This is a genomic window from Streptacidiphilus sp. MAP12-20 (assembly GCF_041262525.1).
GTDB lineage: Bacteria > Actinomycetota > Actinomycetes > Streptomycetales > Streptomycetaceae > Streptacidiphilus.
On sequence record NZ_JBGCCK010000009.1, the window covers coordinates 105,730 to 128,697 of the forward strand.

Here is a 22,968-nt window from a genome sequence, read left to right on the forward strand (position 1 = left end):
GCCCGGAGGCTCCGGGCTGGTCGGGGCGGGTAGCGGTGGGGTGGGGTGGTCTTCAGGGTGGGCGGCGGGTCAGTCGAGCCGCGCGTCCAGGTCGAGGTACTCGGGGACGGTGCGACCGAGGCCGGGTCGCAGCCGCAGCCGCTGGACGCCGCCGGGCACCGGCTGCGGGAGATCCGCGGTCTCGGCGGCCTCCGCGGTCTCTGCGGTGGCTTCGGTGCTTGTGGTCTCCACCGGCTCGAAGCCGGCCAGGCGGTAGACCAGGTACATGGGCCGGTTGACCTCGTTGGGGGCGAAGTCGGCGGTGAGCAGCCGGCCCCGCGCGTCGGCCTGCTGAGCGAGGAAGGCGAGCACCGCGCCGCCGACATTGCGGCCCATCACCCGGCAGGACATGAGGAAGAGCCGGATGCACCACTCGCCGGGCCGGACGGCGAGGAGCACCAGGCCCACCGCGCCGTAGCTGCCGAATGTGTCCTCCAGGCCCACTACCAGCAGCTTCTGCTCGGTGCTGGGGATCAGCCCGGCGAGGTCGGCGGCCGAGAACACCAGCCCAGTGGTGTTCAACTGGTGGGTCCGTTCCGTGAGTTCGGCAGCCCGCAGCAGATCGGCCGCGGCGGCGGGGGCAACCGTCAGTCGCATGCCCAGCGAGGCCAGGAACTCGGTGCGCGGGCCCTCGAAGGTCTCCTCGTAGTCGCGCCGGACGTCGGCTTCCTGGTACAGCTGCCGCCGCCGGGCCGCCTCGGCGGTGACGGGCAGGTCGAACTCGGGTCGGTCGGCGAGGCCTTCGAGCTCAGCGGCGTCCAGGCAGCGCACCTGCGGATGGGCGGCGGCGACCTCGGCCCGCTCGAAGGGTGAGTCGTCGACGAACATCAGCGTGTCCAGGCCGATGTTGAGCCGCTGGGCCACCCTCGCGACCAGCTCGGACTTCGGCTCCCAGGAGATCTGCGGGCAGACGAAGAGGTCGGCGACGCCCAGCTCGGCGAGCCGGGCCAGCGCACGGCCGGGCTCGTTCTTGCTGGCCACCGCGTGCAGCACACCGCGCTGGTCGAGGGTATGGAGCAGCTTCTCGACGCCGGGGCGCAGTGCCTCGGCCGCGCCCTCGGCGAGCACGCCCTCCCAGAGCGTGTCGTCGAGGTCCCACACCACGCACTTCACCTTGGCGCGCTGCACCTTGGCGTACTGCACCTCGGCGTACTGCACCTCGGCCGCGGGCTCAGGCCGCATGGCTTCCTCCTCGGAGCTCGGGGGTCCGCGGCGAGTGCTCGGCCGCCGCGTCGGCGCGGTGGCGGGCGAGTGCCTGCTCCGCGACCAGGTCCTGCAGCAGCTCGGTGCTGCCCTCGATGATTTCCAGCACCCGGGCGTCGCGGACCTGGCGGTCGACCTCGCCGCCGTCCACCAGCCCGGCCGCGCCGTGCAGTTGGGCAGCGGTGCGGGTGGCGGTGGTGGCTGCCCGGCTGGCCGCGAGCTTGGCGGTGAGCACGTGGCTCATGGCCCACTCGTCGCGGTCGTCCAGGGCGCGGGCGGCCCGGCGGCACAGGAGCTCGGCACCGTCCACGGCCACCGCGGCGTCGGCGAGCAGCCCGCGGACCAGCTGCAGGCGGTGCAGTGGGCCGGTGAACTGCTCGCGCTGGACGGACCGGCGCAGCGCCGCGGACAGCGCCGCCCGGGCCAGCCCCGAGGCGCCGAAGGCGACGCAGAGCCGCCCGAGGACCAGTGAGTCCGCCGCGACGTGGGTCAGCGCGGTGCCTGGCCGACCGAGCGCCCTCCCCTCCGGTACCCGGCAGTCGCGCAGCTCCAGCTCGGCGAGCTCGGCGTCAGCGAATCCGCTGGTCGGCGGGGCCGGGCGCAGGTACACACCGGGGTCGTCGCGGCGGACCAGGAGGGCCACATGCCCGCCCCCGCCGCCTGGCAGGCCGGCCGGGTGGGCAGCCTCGGGGGCGTCCTCGGCGCGGGCGAAGACCAGGAAGAGCTGCGCGGTGCGGCCGAAGGTGAGCCACTGCTTTCTCCCGTCCAGCACCCAGCCGCCCGCGGTGCGGCGCGCCCGGAGCGCCACCCGGCGCACGTCGCTGCCCGCCCCTTCCTCGGTGAGCGCGAACGCCCCGGTGACGGCTCCGGTGGCGAGCTCCGGCAGGAACTCCGCCCGTTGGGCGGGCGTGCCCCAGCGGGCGAGCGCACGGCAGACCATGCCGTGCACGGTGAGCAGGCTCTGCCGGGACGGGGAGACCTCGGCCACGACCCGGTTGATCTCGCCGTACTCGGCGTGGCTGAGCCCGAGCCCGCCGTGGGCGGGCGGCACCATGGCGCCCAGGGCCCGGGCGTCGGACTGCCTTCGGAGGAACTCCCGTGCCAGCTCCTGGTCGTGACCGGGGCTCATCGGTCCAGCTTTCGCCCGACGAAGGCGGTGATGGCGTCGAGGGAGTCGAAGTTGTCGATGTCCAGGTCCTCGTCGAGCATGACCAGGCCGAAGGTCCGCTCCAGGTGCCCGATCAGCTCCACGGCGGCGAGCGAGTCCAGCAGACCGCCCGTCAGCAGGCGTACCCCGACCAGGCTCTGCGGATCGTCGACGTAACGGGACAGGAAGCGGGTCACGACGGCGCGGACCTCGTCCGGCGCGGCGTGCTGGCTCTCGGAGACGGGCGGTACGGCGGAGACGCTCACGTGGTCCCTCCTGCGGAGTAGTGGTAGAAGCCCTTTCCGGTCTTGCGGCCGAGCTCCCCGGCCGTGACCATCCGCCGCAGCCGGGCGGAGGGGGTGAACCGCTCGGGTCCGTGGTGCTGCGCCAGAACCTTGAGGGTGTGCACGATCGTGTCGATGCCGATCACGTCGGCGGTGCGCAACGGCCCGGTGCGGTGCCCGAGACAGCCCCGGAAGAGCCGGTCGACCTGCTCGGGGGTCGCCACCCCGTCATCGAGCAGGGCGGCGGCTTCGCTGACGAACATCATCAGGCAGCGGTTGATGACGAATCCGGCGGCGTCGGCGACCACCACCGACTCCTTGCCCAAGCCCTCCAGCAGCTCCCGTATCCGGGCCAGCGCCCAGTCGGCGGTGTAGGGGGTGCGGACCAGCTCGACCATGGCGGAGGACGCCACCGGGTTCATGAAGTGCGCCCCGAGCATGCGTTCCGGGTGATCGGTGGCCAGGGCGAGCCCGGAGACCGGGACGGCGGAGGTGTTGACCGCCACCACCGCGTCCGGGGCCAGCAGCGCGTCGAGTGCCCGGTGCAGCTCCTCCTTGACCTCCGCGTCCTCGACCACGTTCTCCACCACCAGGGCGCAGCCGGCGATGCCGGACAGCTCCGCGGCGAGGCGGAGACTGCCGCGAGGTCCGGCGGCGGCCTGCCGGGTGGCGAACCTGGCCAGTCGGTCCGCGTCGGCGACCCGCTCGGCCACGGCCGCGAGGACGGCCGGGTCGGCGTCGTGGACGACCGTGTCGACGCCGTGCGCGATCAGGGCTTGGACCAGGCTGACGCCCATCACCCCGGCCCCGACCACCCCGACGCTGATGCTGCTCATGGTGCGCTCCCTTCGCTGTGCGCCCAGGCGGCGATGCGCGCGGCCATCGGCCCGAGCCTGGATTCCTGGAAGACGGTGACGGCGGGCACGTGGAAGCCGAGGTTCTCCTCGATGCCGAAGATGAGCTGAACGCTCATCAGCGAGTCGCCGCCGAGGTCGAAGAAGTCGTCGTCGGAGCGGATCTCCTCGATGCCCAGCACTTCCCCCCACAGGGCGGCGAGCACGGTCTCCACCTCGCTGCTCCCTTCGCCCGGGGCCGCGCTCGGAGTCGGAGCGGGAACCGGGGCCGATGCGGGTGCCTCGGCGACCGATCCGACGGCGACTGATCCGACGGCGACCGATCCGACGGGGACCGCCAGGACGGCGGCGGGAGCCGCGGCCTGGCCCGCCGGCGGGAGGTGGACGAGCTGAGTGCCCGCGCGGATGTCGAGCGGCCGCTCGTCCAGGGCGGTCGGCGGCAGGGTGGCGGCGGCCGCAGTCGGGCGACCGCCGCGCAGCCGCGTCCAGTCCGGTTCGCAGCCGAGCTGCCAGAGCCGGCCCAGGGCCCGAAGCAGCACCTCGTGGTCGCTGGTGTTCTGGTACTCGCGGCGCATGGTGGTCACCACGGTGCTGTCGCCGAGCGCGGACCGGTCCTGCCCGGCGAGGGTGCGCAGCTGGCCCGGCCCGATCTCGATCAGCACGCCGCAGCGCTCGGCCGCGGTGGCCAAGGCCTGGCCGAACAGCACCGGCGAGGTCAGCTGGCGGCGCCAGTACGCCGGTTCGGCGATCTCCGGGCCGGCCCAGGCCCCGGTGGAGTTGGCCACCAGCGGGATCCGGGGCTGCGACAGCTCCATTTCCGTCAGCAGCTTCTGCAGTTGCGCGCCCGCCTCGTCGAGCAGGGGCGTGTGGAAGGCATGCCGGACCGGCAGCAGCCTGCCCTGCAACCCGCGCCGGTGCAGTTCGTCGACGGTGCGCAGCAGCGCCTCCCGGTCCCCGGCGAGCACGCTGCTGCGCGGCGAGTTGGCGGCCGCCAGCCAGACGCCGGGGCCGGTGAGCTGCTCCGCGTCCGCGCGCGGCAGACTGACCGCCAGCATCGCTCCCTCGGGTTGCTCGGCGACCAGCTGGGCACGCCGCACCACCACCCGGATCGCGTCCTGCTCGGTGAAGATCCCGGCCAGGGTGGCGGAGACGAGCTCGCCGAGGCTGTGCCCGGTGACGGCGTCCGGCCGCAGGCCGAGCTCCTCCAGTGCCCTGGCCAGGGCCAGTTGCAGCGAGAAGAGCACGGCGTGGGAGGCCACCGGGTCGAAGACCTCGTGGCCACGGCCGGTGGTCGGGGTCACCAGGCGGCGAAGGTCGAAGACCTGACCGCCGCCGGGAGCCCGGGCGGGCCCAGGGGCCAGCACACCCCGCAGCTCACGGCCCGTCTGTTCGGAGCAGGCCGCCAGGTAGCGGTCCAGGTGCTCGGCGTAGCCCGGCAGGGCGGCGGCGAGCCCGGCGCCCATGCCGGGGTAGTGGTCGCCGGTGCCGGGGAAGACGAAGCAGAGTCCGGGACCGCCCGGTTCGGCCGCGACTGGTTCGGGAGCGGGCTCCAGGCCGGGCGCTGGGAGGCCGTCGGTGGCCGTACCGGCCAGGACGAAGGTCCGGTGCCGACGAGCCCGGCGGCCCGACTGGGAGACCTCGGCCGCGACCGCGGCGGGGATTGCCTCGTCCGCCAGCGTCTCCGTCCAGGCCTGCGCGGTGCGGGTCGCCGCGGGGGCGGTGTGTGCCGACAGCAGCACCAGGCCCGGACCGGTGAGGTCTGCTCGGGGGCGTGGCTCCGGCGGTTGTTCCAGGATGACGTGCGCGTTGGTCCCGCCCAGCCCGAACGCGCTGACCGCGGCGCGGCGCGGCCCGTTCAGCGGCCACGGTTGTGCGGACCTGGACAGCGTCAGCCCGCTGTCGTCACGGGTGGTGAAGCCGGCCGGCAGGCCGACGTTGATGGTCGGCGGCACCAGCCCGTGCCGGACGCTGAACACCGCGCGGACCAGCCCGGCGAGCCCGGAGGCCTCCCGAAGGTGACCGATGCCGGACTTGACCGAGCCGACCAGGGTGCGCTGCCCCTTCCCGTAGACGTCGCGCAGCGCGGCCCATTCGGTGGCGTCCCCGAGCGGTGTGCCGGAGCCGTGCGTCTCCACCGAGCCGACCGTCTCCGGCTCGGTCTCCGCGAACAGCAGGGCCTCGCGCAGCACCTGCCGCTGCGCGGGGGCGCTGACGGAGGCATAGCCGCTCTTGGCGCCGTCGTTGTTGACGGCGGAGCCGCGGACCACCGCGTAGACGCGGTCCCCGTCGGCGAGGGCGTCCTCCAGGCGCTTGAGCACGACGGCGACGACGCCGTCCCCCGCCACCGCGCCCCCGGCCCGCTCGGAGAAGGGACGGCAGACGCCGTCGACCGAGCCGATGCCGCCGTTCAGGTACAGGTAGCCGTACTGGTCCGGGGCGCGGACGGCCGCAGCGGCGGCGACCGCGAGGTCGCACTCCTGCGCGGCGAGGCTCTGGCAGGCCTGGTGCAGTGCCACCAGCCCGGTGGAGCAGGCTGTCTGGACGGTCAGTACCGGTCCGCCCAGCCCGAGTCGGTAGGCGGTCTTGGTGCTGCTGTGGTCCTTCTCGTTGCCGATCTCCAGCGCCAGCTCGTTCGGCGTCTCGCCGCGCGCCGCGAGCACCGCGCGGACCACCTCCTCGTGGCGGTTCCGGCCGACCCCGGCGAACAGGCCGATCCGGCCCGCGGCCGGTCCGGGAACCACAGCGGCGTCCTCCAGCGCCCGGTGGACGCTCGTCAGCAGCAGCCGGTGTTGCGGATCGGTGGTGAGCGCCTCCTTGGGGGACATGCCGAAGCAGGCCGGGTCGAAGTCGTAGACACCGGTGATCCGGCCGGAGGCGCCGATCCAGCGCGGGTCGTCCAGCAGTTCGTCCGGGACCAGTCCGCGCAGCTCGTCGGCGGGCGTGCGGGTGACGCAGTCGCGGCCGGCGAGCAGGTTGGCCCAGTAGGCGTCCAGGTCGGACGCGCCGGGCAGCCGCCCGGCCAGTCCGATCACGGCGATGCGGGTCATCGCGGCTCCCTCGCTTCCCGAGCGGTCGCCCGAGCGGTCGCCCGAACGGTCCCGGTTGCGGTCTCCGGTGCGGATTCTTGCTGCCGGTGGCGTAGTTGGGCGCGGCGGGCCCGTTCGGCGACGGCCGAGGCGATCGCCTGCGGTCCCGGCCCCGGTCCCGGTCCCGGTCCCGACCCGCCGGAGCGTCGGGGCTCCGCGCCGGAGCGTTGTGCCCGCCCGGTCAGCAGGGCCTCCTGCGCCAGCACGGTGTCGGCGTCGATCAGATCCGCCAGGTCGACCGGCCGCCGCCATTCGTCCTGCAGCGCGGAGCGCAGGAGCAGCAGCCGGAGCGAGTCGCCGCCCAGGGAGGCGAAGGTGTCCTCGGTGCTGACCTCGGGCAGCTGCAGGATCCGCCGCCAGATCCGGACCAGGCGAGCCTGGTCGGCGGTGCGGGGCGGGGTCGACGGCGGCAGCTGTGCGGGCCGGGCGCGTTCGGGCAGTTTGAGCGCGGCCCGGTCCACTTTGCCGCTGTGCAGCTTGGGCAGCCGGCGCACCACGGTGAGGTGGCGCGGCAGCATCGACGACGGCAGCCGCTCGGCCAGGAACGCGCTCAGCTGCGGCTCGGTGGGGCCGTCCTCGGCGACCACGACGAAGGCGACCAGGACCGCGCCCTGTTCGGCGTCCGGGTAGCCGATCGCCGCGGCGTCCCGTACCGCCGGGTGCTCGCGCAGCCAGAACTCCACCTCGGTCGGCTCCACCCGCTGCCCGCGCACCTTGATCTGCAGGTCCTTGCGGCCCCGGTATTCGAGTGAGCCGTCGGCCCGGTGTCGGGCCAGATCGCCGGTGCGGAAGAGCACCGGGGCCTGCGGGTCGCCGAAGGGATTGGGCAGGAAGCGTTCGGCGGTGCGCTGCGGATCCCGGTGGTAGCCGGTGGCGAGGCCGGGGCCGCCGGTCCACACCTCGCCGGTCAGGCCCGGGGGGACCAGTCGGCCCTGCTGGTCGCAGACGTAGACGCGCATGTCGACCGGGGCGCCGATCAGCGACGCGTCGCCGGCCTGGGCCTGCGGCGGCCGTTCCTTGCGGTGGGTCACGTAGTCGGCCTCGGTGAGGGTGAAGGTGTTGTGTACGGCGTAGCCGAAGCCGCGCACCCGGTCCTCCAGGTCGCGGTGCAGTGCCTCGCCGCCCACGAAGACGTGCCGCAGCGAAGGGCATTCGGCGAAGCCCGGTGTGTCCGCGAGTACCCGTAGCATCGAGGGGACGCAGCTGAGCACGGAGATCCCTTCGCGACGGATCAGCCGGACCAGGTATTCGTTGTCCCGTTCACCCCCGGGCTCGGCGATCACCGCGGTGCCGCCGGTCGCCAGCGGCCAGAAGAACTCGCGGGCGCTGACCGGGAGTTTGAGCAGGTGCCGGTCGGCCGAGCCGACCTGGTACAGGCCCTGTTCCAGGAAGACGCGGGAGGTGTGCAGCCGGTGGGGCCGCAGCACGCCCTTGGGCGTGCCGGTCGAGCCGGACGTGAAGAGGATGTAGGCAGGGTCCTCGGGGCCGACCACGACATCGGGCGCGTGGCGGAGGCCCGCCACGGCCGGATCGGGCACGGCGGGGAAGCCGAGCCGCGGCAGGTCCAGACCCAGCTCCGGCCCGCCCGGCCCGCACAGCAGCAGCCGCGGCAGGCCGACCTCGGCGAACTGCCGCAGCCTTACGGCCGGGTAGTCGGGGTCCAGGTACATGAAGACGCCGCCCGCCTTCAGCACCGCGACCAGGGCCGTGAACAGGCCGAGCGAACGCTCGCCGCAGACGCCGACCACGTCGCCGGGGCGCACTCCGGCCGCGACCACCTGGTGCGCCAGTGCACTCGACGCCTCGTCCAACTGCCGGTAGCTGAGCCGGTCCTCACCCATGGCCAGCGCGCACGCGTCGGGGGTGCGCCAGGCCTGCAGCATGAACAGCTGGTGCAGGGTGATCGGGGGGTATTCCGGCAGCCTCTCCGGCGAGCCGCCGTTGACGGCCAGTTCGGCCGGGGCGAGGATGCCACGCACGGACAGCGGTGCGTGCGGCTCGCGGGCCAGCGCTCCGGCGAGCCGGTCGAGGTGCCCGGCGATCGCCTCCTCCGTCGGGAGCGGGAACAGCTCCTCGTCCCACTCGGCAGTGAGTGCGTCGCCGTCGACCGTGAACACAAGTGCGGCGGAGGACAGCGGGGGCGCCGCAAGGGGAGTGGGCGCGGCGAGGCCGACGACCACCGTCTCGGCCGGTCCTGTCGACACCGCGTTCTCGCCCTCGCCCTCGCCCCCGTCCTCGGGACGGGGCGGTGCGTCCAGGGCTGCGAGCAGTTCGGACCAGGTGGCGGAGGTGGGCGCGTCGGCCAGCAGGCGTGCCGCAGCCGTGACCGAGCCACAGCCCTCCTGCGCGACCAGCCGCCAGTCCGCGCCGTAACGGTCTGTCAGGACCGCCAGCAGGCCGGCCAGCAGCCGCTCTGCCGGGGCACCGGGACAGCGGGCCCGGAGCAGGGCCCAGCCATCGGGCGTCCTGGTCCGGCGGCAGGATCGGACGGGCGTCCGGGCGTCGGCGCGCGGCGGCGGCGTGATGAACATGGTGGTATCCCTTCAGGAAGAGCCGGTCCGACGCCTCAGGACGGCCTCGGCCGCCGCGAGCCCGGTCGCTGCGCCGTAGGTGACGCCGATGATCTTGGATGAGCAGTCGCCGACGAAGTACAGGCCCGCGGCGCTGCTCTCCAGGTCCGGGCTGAGCTCGATGGCGGGGAAGAGGCGCTCCACCACTGGCGCGGCCACCACCGTCTGCGGCCCGATCAGGCCCGGTGCCAGCTCCTCCAGCCGGTCCGCCATCCCGGCGATGTCCGCCAGCCGCTGCGGCCCGATCACCGCGGCCAGATCGGTCCGGGTCGCGTGCACCAGGCTGCTGCCGGGCGGTTCGGCGCAGACACCGCGGCCGAGCAGCTCCAGCAGCGGCTGCACCACCGGCCTGCCGCCGCCGGCCCTGGTGACGGCGCGGGCGAAGTCGAGCGCCTGCCGGGTGCCGTCACCGCACGCGGGGACGTCGACGCTGGTGACGATGCCGAAGTTGGTGCGCCCTGTCGGGGTGGTCAGGCAGTGCTGGCCGTCGAGCACCACGGCGTCCTGGAAGGCGTACTGCATGATCCGGCCGCCCTCGCACATGCAGAAGGTGCGGACCGATTCGCCCTGCGCGTTGAGGAAGCTGAGCTTGGGGTTGTGGCAGGAGGCGGTGAGCGGCAAGGCCAGCTCGCGGGTGGTCTCCAGGCGGACGCCGACGTCCACCCGGGAGCTGGGCCGGTAGGCCACCGCGTTTCGGTCGAGCAGCTCGCTGACCCAGCCGAGGCCCAGCTTGCCGACCGCGACCACCACCTGGCGCGCCCGCAGCAGCTCGCCGGACGCGGTCACCTCCCAGATTCCGTCCGGGCGGCGGTGCACCCGGTCGGCACGGGTGTTCAGCAGCAGCCGCAGCCCGGCAGCGAGTGCCTCCTGGAGCAGACCGTCCACCATCTCCAGGGCGTCGTCCACGGTGACCGACTGGGAGACGGCCTCGTCGGCCAGTACGAAGCCGGTCGGAGCGGCCGGGCCGCCGCCGCCCGAGGGCGCGGCCGGGTTCTGCCGCGGGAGGACGTCGGGCGCGGGCAGGCCGAACCGGTACATCAGCCGGTACACGTCCTGTACCGCCCGGTCCGCCCGGTCGAAGTCGCCGAGGGTGCGCTCCAGACCGCTGTAGGCGCGGACGCCGCCCAGGCCGTCGGACTCGATCTTCGACTGGGAGAGGCCGCGGACATAGCCGAGGTTGGTGTCGAAGTGGAAGGCAGCGCCGCCCAGTCCGGTCAGGCAGTCGCAGCGATTGCACTGCAGCCGGAACTTCTCCGCCGCGCGCACCGCCCGGCCGTCCAGCCGGGCGGCGACCTTGGAACAGAGGCTGTCGCGCATGGTGCCGCCCGCCTCCAGCAGCAGGGTTTCCGCGCCGCCGGTGGCCAGCCGCCAGGCGGCGAACAGCCCGGCCGGTCCGGCGCCGATCACCACCGCGTCGAGGAGCTTTCCGGACTCAGTCACGGCCGCCTCCGTTCCAGCGCGGCAGCTCGGCCTCGAAGCGGTCGGCGAACGGGCCGTAGAAGAGGTGACCGGTGGGCCTGCCCTGGCGTTCGATCCTGCGGATCATCCAGCGGCAGAAGACGGGGGTGAGGCCGATGATGCCCTCCACCTGCTGCCCGGTACGGGCGGCGTAGTGGCGCAGGGCCTGGTCGGCCGCGTCGCGGAAGGCGTTCTGCTCATGGAAGACCAGCTCGAAGAGGCGGTCGAAGCCGAGCTCGGGATAGTCGGGGTAGGCGATCAGCGCTGCGGTGAGCACCAGGTTGAGCACGTCCAGGGCGGGCAGGCCGTCCGGCCGGTAGTCCTCCCAGTCGATCAGCGACACCCGGTCGTCCTGGTCCACCCGGAGGTTCCAGGGGCCGAGGTCACCGTGGGTCGGGCCGACGGACGCACGGTTGATCCAGTCGGTGGTGGCGGTGGGGAAGTCGGCGGTCGGCAGGTAGTCGGCGGCCGGCTGCCGTCCGGTGGCTGACCCGCGTCCTGAGGTGTGCAGGCGTGCGGCCAGCTCGACCGCGGTCCGCAGTCGCCGGGGCCGGGCCTCGGGGCGGTCGGCCCCCAGCGCCTCGGGGAAGTCCCGCGAGGGCACGTAGGTCATCACGAAGCCGCGGTCCAGCTTCCGCACCGCGCGCGGGCGCGGAAGGTCCGTGCCGACCGGCCCGGACAGCACCTCCCACTCCCGGTCCACCATCGCGTCGTCCGGGTCGAGCGGCACCTTGGCGACGTAGCGGGTGACCCCGGCGACGGACGAGGCCACGAAGAGCCGCTGGCACTGCTTGCGCTCGCTGCGCGGAATCCAGTCGCGGAAGGAGACCTCCCCGGCCTGCGCGCCGTCGGTTGACTGATGCACCGTCAGTAGCGCCTCGGCGGTCTCCTGTCGGACGCTGTCGAGAAGCGCGGTACTCATCGGATCCCTCCGATCAGGGTCCGCGGCTCGGCCGCGGCGCCCGGATCGGGCACCAGCTCGCCCAACACCTCGGCGAAGGAGGGCCCGTGGAGCAGTGACCGCAGTTCGGCGACGCCTGCGTCGCGGGCCGACTGGCTCAGTCCGACGAAGGTCTCGATGCGCTCGTTCATGCCGCGCCGGAACCGGTCGTAGGCCTGCTCGTCCTCCAGGAGCCGGCCCACCTGGCGAACGATCGCGGCGGTGCCCTCGAAGTCGTCGGCCGGCACCCGGTAGCCCTCGATCAGGTCCGAGAACCGGCTGCCGACCCGCTCGAACAGGGTGCCGCTCAGACCGTTGAGATTGCTGATGTGACCGAAGTGCTGTTCCGGCAGCGCCATCGGGAACTGCCCCAGCAGCAGCGACTCGTGAATCGCCGTCAGGCCAGGCGTCAGCAGGTACTGCCGGGCCGAGGCGACGACCGGGATGAAGGCACGCTGTGGCAGGCAGGTGAACTCGGCCACCCGCCCGGCCACCCGGGTCCGGAAGCCGCGCTCCTCCGCGTATCCGCCGCCGCAGACCGCCACCCGCTCGAACTGGGGCCAGGTCGCGAGCAGGTCCTTCACCCAGCGGGTGAACAGCCGCAGGTAGTCGTTGTGGTGGTGGTAGTCGAGAAGGAAGTTCTTGAAGCCGCCGATGTTGATCAGCAGATCGACGCCGTCGGGGGCCTTGCGTGGTGCGTCGACCAGCGCCGCGTCGTCGACGATCGGGCCGGTGAGCAGGGCGCGGGAGGCGCCCAGCCGGACCAGTTCCGCGGTGCGCTCGGCAGCGCCGGGAAAGTTCTGCACCATCGAGGTGTCGGCCAACAGGTGGGCGGCGTAGACGCGTTCGTGCGGGGACAGTTCAGCGAGCTCCCGCTCGAAGCCGTCGGGGCCGGTGCTGCGGGCCCGTGCGCACAGCTCTGCGATACGTTCCGGCGGGGTGTCCAGCTTCCAGAACGCCAGCAGGCTGTCCACGAGCAGCACCCGACGGCCGGCGGCCACGGCGCGGAACACCAGGTCCGCGTCCATCACCGAGACCACCAGATCGGCCTGGTCGATCTGCCCGGAGAGGACCGCCGGATCCCCGCCGGTCTCGACGACTTCGTCGAACGCCTCCGCGTTGCGTCTGGCGAACTCCGAGGCGACGGTCACCCCGGCGAACACCCGGTGGTGGCCGTCGAGCGCGCGGGAGGCCGCGGTCAGTTTGGAGATTGGCCCGAAGCCGCAGCTCTGGGCCCCTAGCAGGATGCGCATCGTGTCACTCCGTCAAGGGGTTCGGGTCGAGCAGCGCGCTGACGATCGCGGCCGAGTCGATCCGGTAGAAGCGGAAGAGGCCTGTACGGTCCAGCACCGGCGCGGGCCGGTCGTCGATGGCGAGCGCCCGGAAGCGGCCGCGCCAGTGCCCGGCCAAGGACAGTGCCGTCTGCGCGCCCAGGCCCGCGGCTGCGTAGTGCTCCTCGACGGTCACCACGGTGTCGGCCCGCGCGGCGGCGTCCAGCAGTGCCGCCCGGGGGAAGGGCGAGACCGCGGTGAGGGCCAGCACCCGGGCGGACACTCCCAGCGGACCGACCGCCGCCACGGCGTCGAGTGCCCCGGCGACCGTCGCCCCCGCCGTGACCACCAAGGCCTGCCCGGGTGCGCCGGTGTCCGGATCGCCCAGGAGCAGGGGCCGTTGCGCGGAGAACCTCGTCTCCAGGTCGTACACCTGAGGGTCTTCTCTGGCCCCCAGTCGGACATAGGCGGGGCCGCCCCCGAGCACCGCCTCGCGTACCGCCCAGGCCGCGTCGTGGACGTCCGCCGGGCAGAACACCCGCGTGCCCGGCATCTGGGCGAGCGTGCCGAGGTCCTCCGGCACGTGATGGGTGGCCCCGAGCGTGCCGTAGCCCACGCCGCCGCCGACGCCGAGCACGGTGACGTCCAGGCCCGGCCGGCACAGGTCCAGGCGGAGTTGCTCGGCCGCCCGCCGGACCAGGAACGGCGCCATCCCGCAGACCACGACGCGGTGTCCGCCCCTCGCCAGGCCTGCCGCGACGCCCATCAGGTTCGCCTCGGCGATGCCCACGTCGATGAAGCGGTCCGGGTGGCGCTCGGCGAAGGCCAGCGCCAGGGCCCGCCCGTCGGCTGCCAGGACCACCAACTCATGGTGTATGTCCCCCAGTTCGGCCAGCGCCTCGGCGATCACCGGGCGCATGCCGCGCGGCATCCGGGTCGACGTCGACGTCGGCGCGCGCGGGGGCGCGATCGGCTCGGCGCTGATGGCGTACTCAGGCACGGGCCACCGTCCGATCCTGGCCGAGCACCGCCAGTGCCGCGTCCAGCTGCGCCCGGTCCAGCCGGCCGGTGTGCCAGGCGGCGCTGTGCTCCATGAACGGCACTCCCTTTCCCTTGACGGTGCGGGCCAGCAGGACGACCGGGCGGTCGGCGGGATCGGCCGTGGCCCGGACCACCTCGCGCAGCGCGGCGTGGTCGTGGCCGTCGACCTCACGGACCCGCCAGCCGAAGGAGCGCCACTTGGCGGCCAGCGGGGACAGGTCGAGGACGTCGGCGGTGGCGCCCTCCTGCTGCATGCCATTGCGGTCCACCAGGGCGACCAGCCGGCCGAGCCGGCGGTGGGCGGCGAACATCACCGCCTCCCAGACCGAGCCCTCGTTCAGCTCGCCGTCGCCCAGGACCACGAAGGTGCGCTCGTCGCGGCCGCGCAGCCGGGTTGCCTCGGCCAGTCCCGCGCCGATGGACAGGCCGTGCCCGAGGGCACCGGTGGCCGCGTCCACGCCCGGGACCTGGTCGGCGGGGTGCCCGGCGAGCGGCCCGAGACGCTCCGGGTCGAGCCGACCGAGCTCGGCCAGCACCGCGTACAGCGCCCACACGGCGTGACCCTTGCTGAGCAGCACCCGCTCCCGGTTCGGATCCCCGGTCCCGGCCGGGCCGGTGGCCGCCTCCCGGAGCACGGCGACCAGCAGGTCCACCACCGAGAGCGAGGAGCCCAGATGGACGGTCTGCTCCGCGGCGAAGCCGAGGATGCGCCGCCGGGCCGCCCGAGCGGTGTCGGCGTCGGTCCGCGCCTGCCCGCGGATCGCAACAGCGGTGTCCATGACGCCGGTCAGGCCTCGTCGCGGCGGTACACCGAGACCTGGTTGCCCGAGCGCGCGTTGAACGGCTCGCCCGACCAGCCGCCGCAGCGCTCGACCAGACTCATCCCGGCGAGCTTGGCCATCAGGTCCATCTCGGACGGCCAGATGTAGCGCAGGAAGGCCGGGAACAGTTCGACCTTGCCCTGCTTCAGATGGATGTGCTGCTCCAGGATCTGCTGCGTCGAGGGGTCGTGCCGGTCCGCCTCGATCAGCACGTGGTCCAGGCCGATGTCGTGCACCTGAGTCCAGGAGTTGCGCCGGAACCTGGTCGGATCGGGCATGAACGCCTCGACCACGAATGTGCCGCCCGGCTCCAGCGCCGCGGCCGCGCTGGCGAAACACGAGAGCTGCGCCTCCTGGCTCTGCAGCGCATATATCGTGTTCAGCACGAGAAAGGCCAGGGAGTACTTCTTCTCGGTGGTGAAGGACGAAATGTCGCCGAGTGTCACGGGAATATCGGCGCCGCCCTCCTTGGACCGCAGTTTCTCGATCATCTCCGCGGAGGAGTCGATTCCGTGGATCTCCACACCGCGCTGCGCCAGCGGGATTGCCAGTCGGCCGGTGCCGATGGCGAGTTCCAGCACCGGCCCCCCGCCGGCCAGCTTGGCGAGCTGGTCCACGGCCTGGTCAGGGCCGGGCCAAGGGAGGCCGTCGTAGATCTCCGACCAGCGGCTTCCGTACGTCTCTGCATTCCAGTCACTCATCGGGCACCCTCTCCGGACATGGACCGTCGTCGTGTTCGCAACCGTAGGGTCCCAACTCCGGGGCGGGCTACGGATACCGGCCCGGAATAGCGGACATGCTGCAATGCCGCAGGGTGACAGAACGGGCGGATTCGCCCGCGGGCCTGTTCCGAGGGGCGGGCCGGTGCCATTGTGCAAGGGCGGGGCACGCGCAGCGACAAGGGACCGGCTGCCGCGCTCGACCCATATTCCATTTCTTCGGAGAAATCTGCGCCGACGGCGCGCGCCGCCCGGACCGGACCCGAGAGGCCCCTCATGCCCGCATCAGCCGAACCGACCTTCCTGGACCAGCCGCTGACCGAGGAACTCCTGGCCTGCCTGCGCGACCGCGCCCTGGCGGAGCTGGTCGCAAGCCCCCCGGACCGCCCCCTCCTCGACGCCTGGGAGCGCCGCCACCTCGGCCCCCGGGCCCCGCTCCGGCGCTGCCGTGCCGCCCTCGGCTCGGTCTCGGTCGGACAGCGGCCCGGGCTCGGCCGCCTTCTCGCCGCCGTCACCGCCGAACTGGCCTCGGTGCTGGAGCGGCACCGGGACCGGCTGCAGGTCGAGCAGGGCCAGCGCCCGCCTGCACCGGTCGACTTCGGCGCACTACCGGACGCGGACGGCCCGCGCGGCTCCGGGGAGCACCCGGTCCCGGCCCTGGCCGAGCAGATCGCCCGCTACTTCCTGCGCCAGGGCTTCACCCGCCACGACTCCCGCCAACTGGAGGACGTCGCCCACAGCTTCGACCTGCTGGGCGTGCCGGCGGACCACCCCACCCGCAGCCCGCAGCACAGCTACTTCACCACCGGGGGAGCGGTGCTGCGCGGCCACACCACCGCCTCAGTGCTGCGCATACTGCGCGAGCAGGGAGCCGACGGTCCCCGGCGGATCCTGGTCAGCGGCCCCTGCCACCGGCACACCGTGCCCAATGCGCGCTTCGTCACCCAGTTCCACCAGTCCGAGGCCCTGGCCCTGGGGCCGACGGTCCGACTGGGAGACGTCAAGGGCCTGGCCCTGGGCCTTCTCGGCGAGGTGCTCGGCGAGGCCGTCAGGCCCCGGCTGCGGTTCCGGCAACTGCCTTACGTGTCACCGGGCCTGGCCGTGGATGTCGAGTGCCTGCCGTGTGCCTCGGCGGGCTGCGAGCTGTGCCAGGGCAGCGGACGGCTGGAGGTGGTCTCCGGCGGACTGCTCACCCGAACGGTCCTCGACGCGGCCGGCGTTCCCCCCGCGCTGCACGCGCTGTCGCTGGCGATCTCGCTGGAGCGGGTGCTGGCGATCCGTCACCGTCTGGGGGACATCCGGTACTTCCTTGGCAATGACCCGCGGATCCTCGGCCGGATCGGCTGACCCGGCCCCACCTGCCCCCTCCGAGAGAGGCACTCGCATGCGCATCCCCGTCTCCTGGCTGAACGAGTTCCTGCGTCGTCCGCTCACCGCCCGCGAGATCAACGACCTGCTCGGCGAGGCAGGGATCACCGTGACCGGGGCGGACAATCCGGGTGTGCTCAGTCCAAAGGTCCTGGTCGGCCGGGTCGAGGGCGAGCCGCCGGACGCGGGCGGCCTGATCCAGGTCGCGCTCCCGGGCCGGGAACCCGTCGGGCTGCCGGGGGCGGACGTCCCAGCGGCCGGGGCGCTGGTCGCGGTGGCCCTGCCCGGGGCCCGACTCTTCGCGGCCCCCGGCACCGTGGCGGGCGGGCTGCGCAGGCTCCGGCTCTCCGGCCGTCAGGGCCGGGGTGTGGGCGTCCTGTGCAGCGAGGCCGAGCTGGGCCTCGGCCCGGCGGCGGAGGTGTTGCTGCTGCCGGAGGGAGCGCCGCCGGGCGTCCCGGTCTCCGCCGTCCTGCCCACGGAGCAGGCCGAGGAGCTGCTCAGCCTGCGGATCCCCGAGACCTTGCCGCACTGCCGGGGACTGTGGGGGCTGGCCCTCGAGATCGACCATCGACTGACCGGGGCCGGCGAGTTGCCGAACTCCGCGACCAGGCAACCGGGTTCAGGTGGCGGCGGCCGGGGAGCGGAGGCGCTGCGCCTGCAGGTCACCGCGCCCGACGTGACGGTCGGCGCGGCCCTGCTCGACGGGCTGCGTCCGGACGCGCTCCCCGAGCCCGATTGGCGGCGCGCAGAGCTGGCGGGGCTGGCCGCGGCGCCCGGCGTCCTGGACCGGGCCCTTCTGATTGCCGGATACGAGTACGGCGTGCGGCTGGCCGCCTACTGGCTGCCCGCCCAAAGGCCGGTCACCGTCTCCGTGGGACCCGGCGCGGCCCAGACGCCGCCGACAGCGGCGGGCGAGCTCGACGGCCTTACGGTCCGGCTCACCGCGGTGCCCGTGGCCCGGCCCGCTGCCGGCGCCCGGCTGCTGGTGCTCGCCGCCACCGCGACCGACCTCGCCCCCGGCGGGGAGCGCTGCTCCAGGGCGGTGGCCCGGGTCGCCCGACTGCTCGCCGCGGAAGCGCCGGAGGCGGCAGGGGTCGGCAGCGGACCGGAGTCCCCCCGCCGCACTGTCGGAGTGGATCTGGACCGGCTGCGCCGGGTGACCGGGACCGCCCTGGACGCCGCGCAGTGTGCCGCCCTGCTGGAGACCATCGACGGCCGCGGCGCCGCAGCGGAGCCCGGGCTGCTGTTGGTGTCGGTGCCGCCGTCCCGGCCCGATCTGCGCGGCGAGCAGGAGCTGGTCGCGGAGCTGGTGCGGCTGCTGGGCTTCCGCGCGGTGCCCGCCTCCCTGCCGACCGACCCGGTCACACCGGGCGACGACCGGCGAGGCCGGCAACGGGAGGTGATCCGACGGACACTGACGGCACGCCAGTGCAGGGAAGCGATGACACCACTGGTCGTCGAGGCTGGCGCTGCTCCCGACACACTCGGGCAGGGGCACTGGCTCGACCCGGCGGTGGCCCTGGCCGATCGGGAGGGGAGCCCGCCGCGGTTCCTGCGCCGCAGCCTGGTTCCCGGCCTGGCCCGTGCGGACGCCGTGCACGGCGACGCGGCCGGCCTGGAGACGCTGTTCGAGCTGGGCACTGTGGTGCTGCCGGGCGGCGGCCCTCTGGCCGAGCCCGTGGAACGGACCGCGCTCGCGCTGCTGGCGCCGGTGCCGCCCGGGCCGGACGGGCCGGACGGCCTCTGGCCGAGGGGTTGGGAGGTGGAGCTCGGCCGGCTCCTCGGCACCTGCCGGGCGGTGGTACGGGCCCTGCAGCTCGGCCCGCTGCGGGCGGTCCCCGTGAGCGATCCGACCTTCCATCCGGGCACGGCGGCGCTGCTGTTGGTCGGCCAGGCCGAGGCGGGCCGCCTCGGCGCTCTGCGGCACTGCCCGTCGGGCCTGCCCGCCCGCGCCGGACAAGCCCTGCTGGCCGCCGAGTTGGACCTCGATCTGCTGCTCTCGCTGCCCGAACGGCCGAGCGCGGCGCAGACGCCGCCGCGCTTCCCCGAGATGCAGCGCGACCTGAGCCTGCCGGTGCCCGACGGGCTCGCGGTGGCAGACCTGCTGACGGCGCTGCAGCAGGTGGGGCCGCCGCTGCGCACCGCCGAGCTCGCCGACGTCTACCGGGATCCGGGAACCGGCGGCCGGGTGCTGACCGTGCGGCTCACGTTCGGCTCGCCGATGCGCACCCTCGGTCGCGACGAGACCGCGCAGGCGGTGGAGCAGGTGCGGGTCGCTGCCCGGCGGGCGGGTGCGCTGCCCCGTTGAGCCTCTTTGCGGAGGTGGTCGCTTGCTGCCAGGCAGGTACTGCCTCCCCGAAAGCCCTCGGGCCTGCCGTGGAGTCGGCCCTAGATTCGCACCTAGTGGTCGATCGGCCGCCCCGGCGGGGCACGCCGCAGGCATCGGACGAGTGAGGATCCATGACATCAGAGGGAGTTGGGGACGGGTGGGGAGCCCGGTCCCGCCAGGGCCTGCTGCTGTTGCTCGGCGCGGTGCGCGCCGAGCCGTGGCCCTTCGTCGGCGCCCTGGCCGGCAGCGCGGTCTATGCGGGCGCCACGGTCTTCACCGCCTGGACGCTCGGCGGTGTCACCGATCGGGTGGTCCAGCCGCACGGCGCGGGCGGCCGGTTGACCGGCCCGATGCTCTGGCTGCTGGCCGCCGCGGTTGTGCAGATGCTGGCCTTCACCTGCCGTGAGCAGTTGTCGGCGCTGATGCGGCTGCGGCTGGAGTGCGGCCTGCGGCGGCGTCTGGCCGAGCGCTTCGCGGTCGGCGGTGCGCCTGCCGGGCGGAAGCCCGGCGACCTGCTCTCCGTGCTGTCCATCGACGTGGAGACCACCTGGCAGGCGGTCCGGCTGCTGCCGTCCGCCTGCAGTGCACTGCTCACCTTGCTGGTCGGCATCACCGCGATGTTCCTCACCGACCCCGTCTTCGGCTGGATGGGGGTGGCGCTGCTGCTGCTCGCGCTGTGCTTCAGCCTCGTCTACGAGCAGAAGGCCGGGCCGCTGGTGGCCCGGCTGCAGTTCCTGCGTGGGCGCGTCGCGGCGATGGCGCACGAGAGCTTCGAGGCGGCCCTGCTGGTCAAGGCGTCCGGGCGGGAGGAGGCCGAGGTGGCCCGGTTCGCCGGAGCGGCGACAGGGCTGGCCCGCGCGGGCATGGTGGCCGGGCGCACCCGGTCCGTCTTCGATCCGGTCATGGAGGCGCTGCCCGGCCTGGGCATCCTCGCCACGCTGCTGCTCGGCGCGGAGCGCGTCGGGGGCGGCCGGGAGCATCCGGGCGCGGTGGTGCAGGTGGCGTTCCTGATCGCGCTGCTGGCGCTGCCGTTGATGTCCGTGGGCTGGATCATCGGCGAGTTCCCACAGAACGCGACGGCCTGGGCGCGGGTCTCCGAGGTGCTCTCGGCACCACTGGAGGGCACCGGCCCGGACGCGGTACCTGCGGAACCGCAGGTGCAGGCGGGGACAGCCGGGGCCGGCACCGGGCCGGACGGATGCGCGGTCGTCCTCGACCGGGTCGGGTTGGTTCGGCCGGGAGCCGCGGGCGCGGCCCTCTCCGAGCTCTCGCTGAGCGTTGCCCCCGGCCAGTGGGTGGCCGTGGCCGGAGCTTCCGGCTCGGGCAAGTCCACGCTGACCGCGGTGCTCAGCGGGCTGACCGCGCCCACCACCGGTACCGTCCTGGTCGACGGTGCGGCACCGCACACCTGGCCGCCGGCCGAGCGGGCCCGGCGGATCGCGGTGGTGCCGCAGCAGCCGTTCCTGTTCCGGGACACCGTCCGGGCCAACCTCGCTCTCGGCGCGGAGTACCCGGACGCGGAGCTGTGGCGGGCACTGCGGCTCGCGCAGGCGGCGGAGTTCGTCGCGGCGCTGCCGCAGGGCCTGGACACCCTCGTCGGCGAGCGCGGCCACAGCCTCTCCGGCGGCCAGCGGCAACGGCTGGCCCTGGCCCGCGCGTTGGTGCGCCGCCCGGCGCTGCTGGTGCTGGACGACGCCACCTCCGCCGTGGACGCCAGGATCGAGGGGGAGATCCTGGCGGCCCTGGACACCCTGCGCCCCGCGACGACGGTGGTCGCGGCCGGGTCCAGCCCGGCCGCACTGGAACGGGCCGACCTCGTGCTGCTGCTGGAACGCGGCGCGCTCGCGGACCAGGGGCCGCACCATCTGCTCGCCCAGCGGTCGGCCGCCTACCAGCAGTTGGTCAGCGCCTACGCGCGGGACCGGGAGCGCCGCGACAGCGCACCGGTGGCCGTCGCGGGCGACCGAGGACGTGCGGCGTGACCGGCGCCGGGGCAGTGAGGGCGGAGATGAGCACGGCGGAGACGAGCACGGTGGGCGTGATCGACGAGGCCCAGGGCGGTGCCGTCGAAATCCTGCGACGGGGGCTGCGGTCCTCGGCGGACTTCCTGGTCGGCATGCGGCTCACGGTGCTGCTGGGGCTGGTGGCGGTCGCAGGCCGGGTGGTGCTGCCGATCACGGTGCAGCGGGCGCTGGACGGCGGGGTCAGGCACGGCGGCGGCACCGCGGCGGTCGTCTGGCCGGTCGCCGGGGCGATGGTCGCGGTACTGCTCACGGCGGCGTGCTCGTACGCGGTGAGCATCCGGCTGTACCGGGTCAGCGAGACCGGGTTGGCCGCCTCCCGGGTCTCGGCCTTCCGCCACCTGCACGCGCTGCCGCTGGTCCGGCAGGAGTCCCAGCCGCGCGGCGCGCTGGTCGCCAGGGTTACCTCCGACATCGACACCGTCAGCAGCTTCCTGCAGTACAAAGGCCTGATGCTGGCGCTCAGCACGCTGCAGATGGTGGCCACGACCGTGGTGATGGCCTGCTACAGCGTCTGGCTGACCCTCCTGGTGTGGGCGCTCCAATTGCCGCTCCTGGTCTTCCTCAACCGTTCCCAGAGCTTCCTGGCCCCCCGCTTCGGCAGGCTGCAGGAGCGGGTCGGGGAGGTGCTCGCGGTCGCCTCGGAGGCGTTGGCCGGAGCGGAGACGGTCCGCGGTTACGATGCCTCGGGCTATGTGGTCGCGCGGGCCGACCGGGCAGTGACGGAGCTGGCGACCGAGCAGATGCGGGCCCAGCGGGCCATCACCGCGGTCCAGTCGTTGGCTGAGCTGGTGCCGAGCCTGATCACGGTGGCGCTGGCGGCGGCCGGGGTCGAACTGGTCGCCCACGGTTGGATGAGTCTGGGCGACCTGGCCGCGGTGCTCTTCCTCGCGGTGTTGTTCGTGTCGCCGACCCGGCAGGGCGTGGTGGCCTTCACCGAGGCCCAGCGAGCGCTCGCCGGCTGGCGCCGGTTGCTGGGCGTCCTCGACGCCCCGGGGGCCGCCGCCCCTGCGGCGGGGAAGCGAACGCTGCCGGACGGCCCGCTGGGCATCGGCTTCGAGCAGGTGGGCTTCTCCTATCCGACCGGTCGTCCGGTGCTGGAGGACTTCTCCCTGGAGCTCGTGCCGGGCCGTCGCGTCGCGGTGGTCGGCGAGACCGGCGCGGGCAAGACCACCTTCGCGAAGCTGGCCTGTGGCCTGGTCGAGCCCGGGCGCGGGCGGGTACTGGTCGGCGGTGTGCCGCTGGACGAGGTCGACCGGGCATCGCTGCGGCGACGGATGGTGATCGTGCCGCAGGAAGGCTTCCTCTTCGATACGACGATCGCGGCGAACGTCCGGTTCACCCTCCCGGACGCGAGCCCGGCCGACATCCGCCGAGCCTTCGTCGAACTCGGCCTCGGCGACTGGCTGGACGGTCTGCCGCTCGGCCTGGACACCCCGGTCGGACCGGGCGGCGCGCTGCTTTCCGCGGGAGAGCGGCAGATGGTGGCGCTCGCCCGCGCCCACGCCGCCGACCCGGCCGTGTTGATTCTCGACGAGGCGACCTCGGCCGTCGACCCGGATACCGAGGTCCGCATCCAGGCCGCCCTGGACCGCCTGACCAGCGGGCGCACCTCGATCACTGTCGCGCACCGGCTGATCAGCGCCCGCAGCGCGGACCTGATCCTCGTCTTCGACGCCGGACGGATCGTCGAGAGCGGCCCCCACCATGAGCTGCTGGCCTGCGGCGGGCCGTACGCGGCCCTGCACGACGCCTGGATCGCCAGGCCCGCCCAGGGCTGAACCCATCCCGGATCCTCCCATTCCCCCGATCATTCC

General features: G+C 73.9%; 16 protein-coding genes. 4 read left to right on the forward strand and 12 right to left on the reverse strand.

Annotated features, from left to right (window positions below):
* Window positions 1-69 precede the first annotated feature (69 nt).
* The 12 genes from ABIA32_RS14420 to ABIA32_RS14475 are packed head-to-tail and all read right to left on the reverse strand — an operon-like array spanning window position 70 to window position 15,415.
* Window positions 70-1,221 carry an HAD-IIIC family phosphatase gene (locus ABIA32_RS14420; protein ID WP_370094837.1) on the reverse strand — a complete coding sequence of 384 codons (1,152 nt, stop codon included), beginning with the start codon at window positions 1,219-1,221 and terminating at the stop codon, window positions 70-72.
* Complete coding sequence (locus ABIA32_RS14425) at window positions 1,211-2,371, reverse strand: acyl-CoA dehydrogenase family protein (RefSeq protein WP_370094839.1); 1,161 nt, start codon at window positions 2,369-2,371, stop codon at window positions 1,211-1,213. The genes ABIA32_RS14420 and ABIA32_RS14425 overlap by 11 nt, the downstream gene beginning before the upstream one ends.
* Window positions 2,368-2,655, reverse strand: a complete 288-nt coding sequence (locus ABIA32_RS14430; protein WP_370094841.1) for an acyl carrier protein — start codon at window positions 2,653-2,655, stop codon at window positions 2,368-2,370. The genes ABIA32_RS14425 and ABIA32_RS14430 overlap by 4 nt, the downstream gene beginning before the upstream one ends.
* The gene (locus ABIA32_RS14435; RefSeq protein ID WP_370094843.1) at window positions 2,652-3,509 is read right to left on the reverse strand and encodes a 3-hydroxyacyl-CoA dehydrogenase family protein; all 858 of its coding nucleotides are present in this window, start codon (window positions 3,507-3,509) and stop codon (window positions 2,652-2,654) included. Before ABIA32_RS14435 ends, ABIA32_RS14430 begins: the two co-directional genes overlap by 4 nt.
* Complete coding sequence (locus ABIA32_RS14440) at window positions 3,506-6,574, reverse strand: beta-ketoacyl synthase N-terminal-like domain-containing protein (RefSeq protein WP_370094845.1); 3,069 nt, start codon at window positions 6,572-6,574, stop codon at window positions 3,506-3,508. Before ABIA32_RS14440 ends, ABIA32_RS14435 begins: the two co-directional genes overlap by 4 nt.
* Window positions 6,571-9,144, reverse strand: a complete 2,574-nt coding sequence (locus tag ABIA32_RS14445) for an amino acid adenylation domain-containing protein (protein WP_370094847.1) — start codon at window positions 9,142-9,144, stop codon at window positions 6,571-6,573. Before ABIA32_RS14445 ends, ABIA32_RS14440 begins: the two co-directional genes overlap by 4 nt.
* A gap of 12 nt (window positions 9,145-9,156) precedes the next feature.
* A complete protein-coding gene (locus ABIA32_RS14450; RefSeq protein ID WP_370094849.1) occupies window positions 9,157-10,623 on the reverse strand; it encodes an NAD(P)/FAD-dependent oxidoreductase in 1,467 nt (488 codons plus the stop codon).
* A complete protein-coding gene (locus ABIA32_RS14455) occupies window positions 10,616-11,563 on the reverse strand; it encodes a phosphotransferase family protein (RefSeq protein ID WP_370094851.1) in 948 nt (315 codons plus the stop codon). Before ABIA32_RS14455 ends, ABIA32_RS14450 begins: the two co-directional genes overlap by 8 nt.
* Entirely contained in the window at window positions 11,560-12,834 is a 1,275-nt protein-coding gene (locus ABIA32_RS14460) for a hypothetical protein (RefSeq protein ID WP_370094853.1), read from the reverse strand. The genes ABIA32_RS14455 and ABIA32_RS14460 overlap by 4 nt, the downstream gene beginning before the upstream one ends.
* A 4-nt stretch (window positions 12,835-12,838) precedes the next feature.
* Window positions 12,839-13,852, reverse strand: a complete 1,014-nt coding sequence (locus tag ABIA32_RS14465) for a transketolase family protein (protein WP_370094855.1) — start codon at window positions 13,850-13,852, stop codon at window positions 12,839-12,841.
* Window positions 13,845-14,672 carry a transketolase gene (locus ABIA32_RS14470; protein ID WP_370094857.1) on the reverse strand — a complete coding sequence of 276 codons (828 nt, stop codon included), beginning with the start codon at window positions 14,670-14,672 and terminating at the stop codon, window positions 13,845-13,847. Before ABIA32_RS14470 ends, ABIA32_RS14465 begins: the two co-directional genes overlap by 8 nt.
* A gap of 8 nt (window positions 14,673-14,680) precedes the next feature.
* Complete coding sequence (locus ABIA32_RS14475; RefSeq protein WP_370094859.1) at window positions 14,681-15,415, reverse strand: class I SAM-dependent methyltransferase; 735 nt, start codon at window positions 15,413-15,415, stop codon at window positions 14,681-14,683.
* Window positions 15,416-15,709: 294 nt separating this feature from the next.
* Between ABIA32_RS14475 and ABIA32_RS14480 the strand changes: the two genes are divergently transcribed.
* The 4 genes from ABIA32_RS14480 to ABIA32_RS14495 all read left to right on the forward strand — a co-directional run bounded on the left by ABIA32_RS14480 (window position 15,710) and on the right by ABIA32_RS14495 (window position 22,932).
* Window positions 15,710-16,780, forward strand: coding sequence for a hypothetical protein (locus ABIA32_RS14480; RefSeq protein WP_370094861.1), 1,071 nt, complete (start codon window positions 15,710-15,712; stop codon window positions 16,778-16,780).
* Between the two features lie 37 nt (window positions 16,781-16,817).
* Window positions 16,818-19,109, forward strand: coding sequence for a hypothetical protein (locus tag ABIA32_RS14485; RefSeq protein ID WP_370094863.1), 2,292 nt, complete (start codon window positions 16,818-16,820; stop codon window positions 19,107-19,109).
* A gap of 152 nt (window positions 19,110-19,261) precedes the next feature.
* Entirely contained in the window at window positions 19,262-21,112 is a 1,851-nt protein-coding gene (locus ABIA32_RS14490) for an ABC transporter ATP-binding protein (RefSeq protein WP_370094865.1), read from the forward strand.
* A gap of 26 nt (window positions 21,113-21,138) precedes the next feature.
* A complete protein-coding gene (locus ABIA32_RS14495) occupies window positions 21,139-22,932 on the forward strand; it encodes an ABC transporter ATP-binding protein (RefSeq protein WP_370094867.1) in 1,794 nt (597 codons plus the stop codon).
* Window positions 22,933-22,968 lie beyond the last annotated feature (36 nt).

Coding starts and splice junctions, on each gene's coding strand:
- ABIA32_RS14420 (WP_370094837.1), bottom strand. CDS start 1,221: ATGCGGCCTGAGCCCGCGGCCGAGGTGCAGTACGCCGAGGTGCAGTAC.
- ABIA32_RS14425 (WP_370094839.1), bottom strand. CDS start 2,371: ATGAGCCCCGGTCACGACCAGGAGCTGGCACGGGAGTTCCTCCGAAGG.
- ABIA32_RS14435 (WP_370094843.1), bottom strand. CDS start 3,509: ATGAGCAGCATCAGCGTCGGGGTGGTCGGGGCCGGGGTGATGGGCGTC.
- ABIA32_RS14440 (WP_370094845.1), bottom strand. CDS start 6,574: ATGACCCGCATCGCCGTGATCGGACTGGCCGGGCGGCTGCCCGGCGCG.
- ABIA32_RS14445 (WP_370094847.1), bottom strand. CDS start 9,144: ATGTTCATCACGCCGCCGCCGCGCGCCGACGCCCGGACGCCCGTCCGA.
- ABIA32_RS14455 (WP_370094851.1), bottom strand. CDS start 11,563: ATGAGTACCGCGCTTCTCGACAGCGTCCGACAGGAGACCGCCGAGGCG.
- ABIA32_RS14460 (WP_370094853.1), bottom strand. CDS start 12,834: ATGCGCATCCTGCTAGGGGCCCAGAGCTGCGGCTTCGGGCCAATCTCC.
- ABIA32_RS14470 (WP_370094857.1), bottom strand. CDS start 14,672: ATGGACACCGCTGTTGCGATCCGCGGGCAGGCGCGGACCGACGCCGAC.
- ABIA32_RS14475 (WP_370094859.1), bottom strand. CDS start 15,415: ATGAGTGACTGGAATGCAGAGACGTACGGAAGCCGCTGGTCGGAGATC.
- ABIA32_RS14480 (WP_370094861.1), top strand. CDS start 15,710: ATGCCCGCATCAGCCGAACCGACCTTCCTGGACCAGCCGCTGACCGAG.
- ABIA32_RS14485 (WP_370094863.1), top strand. CDS start 16,818: ATGCGCATCCCCGTCTCCTGGCTGAACGAGTTCCTGCGTCGTCCGCTC.
- ABIA32_RS14490 (WP_370094865.1), top strand. CDS start 19,262: ATGACATCAGAGGGAGTTGGGGACGGGTGGGGAGCCCGGTCCCGCCAG.
- ABIA32_RS14495 (WP_370094867.1), top strand. CDS start 21,139: ATGAGCACGGCGGAGACGAGCACGGTGGGCGTGATCGACGAGGCCCAG.